Genomic DNA, 3,315 nt, shown 5'->3' with positions numbered 1-3,315 from the left:
CCCGCCAACGCCCTGTGTGCCGTGGGTGATCGGCCTGTTCAGGCAATGGCGTGGCCCCCCCCCCCCCCCGACACTACCGGGAGGGCGGATGAACGGACACCCACTTCTGCTGCGCCGCACAATGCAGCGGCACAGCCGCAGGTCTAATATCAAACAATCGTTTGATTGAACTGCCCTGCCCCATGGCCAAACCTGCCCACTTCTCCACCAAGGACCGCATCCTCGGCGCTGCCGAGGAACTGTTCGCCCTGCACGGGTTCGCGGGCACCTCGCTGCGCCAGGTCACCAGCCAGGCGGATGTGAACATCGCCGCGGTCAATTACCACTTCGGCTCCAAGGAGAACCTCGTCAACGAGGTCTTCCGCCGCCGGATGGATGAAATGACCTCGGCCCGGCTGACCCAGCTGGACAGCGCCCGCCGCGAACACCCCGGTGAGCTGCGCCCGGTCCTGGCCGCCTTCGTCGAACCGGCGCTGGCCATGGCCCAGGACCGCCAGACCGGCGGCGCCTTCGTGCGCGTCATCGCCCGCGCCTACGCCGAAAAGAACGACAACCTGCGCAAGTTCCTTTCCGACCATTACGGCCACGTCCTGCGCGACTTCGGCAAGGCGATCTCCGCCTGCGTGCCGGGGCTGAGCAAGGAAGAGCTGTACTGGCGCCTGGATTTCCTCGCCGGCTCGCTCACCTACGCGATGGCCGACTTTGGCTTGATCAAGCGACCCGCTGGTGTCACCGAAGCGGCGCATCGTGCCCATGCCGCCCAGGAACTGATTCATTTCGCCGAAGCCGGATTCCGCGCCAGCGCGGCCTCGAGCGCTCCGACGACCTCCCTTTCCACCCCGTAGAGCCGGGCGTTGACCGGCTTCCAGACAACAAAGGCTTATCGACATGTCCAATTCCCTGCTAGTCCGCCGTGCCGCCGTGCTGGGTGCCGGCGTCATGGGTGCCCAGATCGCCGCCCACCTGACCAACGCCGGCGTCGACACCGTGCTGTTCGACCTGCCCGCCAAGGAAGGTCCGGCCGATGGCATCGTGCTCAAGGCCATCGCCAACCTGGGCAAGCTCAGCCCTGCCCCGCTCGCCAGCAAGTCCTACGCCGAGGCGATCACGCCGGCCAACTATGAGACCGGCCTGGAGCAGTTGAAGGACTGCGACCTGATCATCGAAGCCATCGCCGAACGCATGGACTGGAAGCAGGACCTGTACAAGAAGATCGCCCCGTTCGTGGCCGATCACGCCGTGCTGGCCTCCAACACCTCCGGCCTGGGCATCAACAAGCTCGCTGACGTACTGCCGGAGCAGCTGCGCCACCGCTTCTGCGGCGTGCACTTCTTCAATCCGCCGCGCTACATGCACCTGGCCGAGCTGATCCCGGCGACCACCACCGATGCCGCCGTGCTCGAAGGCCTGGAAGCGTTCCTGGTCACCACCCTGGGCAAGGGCGTGGTGTATGCCAAGGACACCCCGAACTTCATCGGCAACCGCATCGGCGTGTTCTCGATCCTGTCCACCATCCACCACACGCAGGCATTCGGCCTGGGCTTCGACGAAGTCGACGGCCTGACCGGCCCGCTGGTCGGCCGCCCGAAGTCGGCGACCTATCGCACCTCCGATGTGGTCGGCCTGGACACCATGGCGCACGTGATCAAGACCATGGGCGACACCCTGCCCAACGATCCGTGGCATGAATTCTTCAACTCGCCGAAGTGGCTGGACGCGCTGATTTCCAAGGGCGCGCTGGGCCAGAAGACCGGTGCCGGCATCTTCCGCAAGGTCGGCAAGGACATCATGGTGCTGGACCTGGATAAGCAGGACTATCGCTTGGCCGACCGTACCGCCGCGCCGGAAGTGGTCGAGATCCTCAAGATCAAGAACCCGGCCGAGAAGTTCGCCAAGCTGCGCGAGAGCCAGCACCCGCAGGCGCAGTTCCTGTGGGCGACCTTCCGCGATCTGTTCCACTACAGCGCCTACCACCTGGCCGATATCGCCGAGACCGCGCGCGACGTGGATCTGGCCATCCGCTGGGGGTACGGCTGGTCGCTGGGCCCGTTCGAAACCTGGCAGGCGGCCGGCTGGAAGCAGGTCGCGCAGTGGATCGCCGATGACATCGTCGCCGGCAAGAGCATGAGCAATGCCCCGCTGCCGGACTGGGTGTTTGATGGCCGCGACGGCGTGCACGCCGCCGAAGGCAGCTACAGCCCGTCGCGCAATGCCAAGCTGCCGCGTTCGGCCCTGCCGGTGTACCAGCGCCAGCGCTTCCCGGATCCGCTGCTGGGCGAGAGCTTCAGCCCGGGCGAAACCGTGTTCGAGAACGACGGCGTGCGCATGTGGCACGACGGCGACGGCATCGCGGTGGTCAGCTTCAAGACCAAGATGAACACCGTGTCCGACCACGTGCTCAACGGCCTGCAGGAAGCGATCAAGCGCGCCGAGCAGGACTACAAGGGCCTGGTGATCTGGCAGCAGAAGGAGCCCTTCTCCGCCGGTGCCGATCTGGCCGGTGCGCTCGGCCTGCTGCAGGCCGGCAAGGTGGACCAGTTCGAAGAGATGGTGCACAACTTCCAGCGCACCAGCCAGGCGATCAAGTATTCGCTGGTGCCGGTGGTGACCGCCGTGCGCGGCCTGGCCCTGGGCGGCGGCTGTGAGTTCCAGATGCACAGTGCCAAGAGCGTGGCCGCGCTGGAAAGCTACATCGGCCTGGTCGAAGCCGGCGTCGGTCTGCTGCCGGCCGGCGGTGGCCTGAAGGAACTGGCCGTGCGCGCCTCGCAGGCCGCAGGTCCCGGCGGTGATGTGTTCGCCGAGCTCAAGAAGACCTTCGAAACCGTCGCGATGGCCAAGGTCTCCAACTCGGCGGTCAACGCCAAGGAACTGGGCCTGATGCGCGCGACCGACAAGGTTGTGTTCAACAGCTTCGAGACGCTGCACATCGCCAAGGCCGAAGTGCTGGCGCTGGCCGAAGGTGGCTACCGTCCGCCGATGCCGGCCCGCCGCATCCAGGTCGCCGGTGACGTCGGCATCGCCACGTTCAAGATGATGCTGGTCAACATGCTGGAAGGCCGCTTCATCAGCCCGTACGACTACGAGATCGCCGTGCGTATCGCCACCGTGCTGTGCGGCGGCGAAGTGGATCGCGGCACGCTGGTGGACGAAGAGTGGCTACTGACGCTGGAGCGCAAGCACTTCGTCGAACTGGCCCAGCAGGAAAAGACCCAGGCCCGCATCGCGCACATGCTCAAGACCGGCAAGCCGCTGCGTAACTGATGGCGTCACGGGCGCGGCGGACTCCGTCCGCGCCCGTCTGGTGCCGGCCTTGGC

General features: G+C 66.1%; 2 protein-coding genes. Both read left to right on the top strand.

The window, feature by feature from the left end; all coding sequences use genetic code 11:
• The first annotated feature begins 182 nt into the window (after positions 1–182).
• Positions 183–845, top strand: a complete 663-nt coding sequence (locus ACE026_RS17440) for a TetR/AcrR family transcriptional regulator (protein WP_486040060.1) — start codon at positions 183–185, stop codon at positions 843–845.
• A 43-nt stretch (positions 846–888) separates the two neighbouring features.
• Positions 889–3,261 (top strand): 3-hydroxyacyl-CoA dehydrogenase/enoyl-CoA hydratase family protein, encoded by a 2,373-nt coding sequence (locus ACE026_RS17435; protein WP_486040059.1) that lies wholly within the window; start codon positions 889–891, stop codon positions 3,259–3,261.
• Positions 3,262–3,315: the final 54 nt, after the last annotated feature.

The sequence above is a fragment of the Stenotrophomonas sp. AGC87 genome (assembly GCF_057333975.1).
The sequence above is the reverse complement of the archived record's forward strand: the minus strand, read 5'-3'. Positions and strand labels throughout refer to the sequence as shown.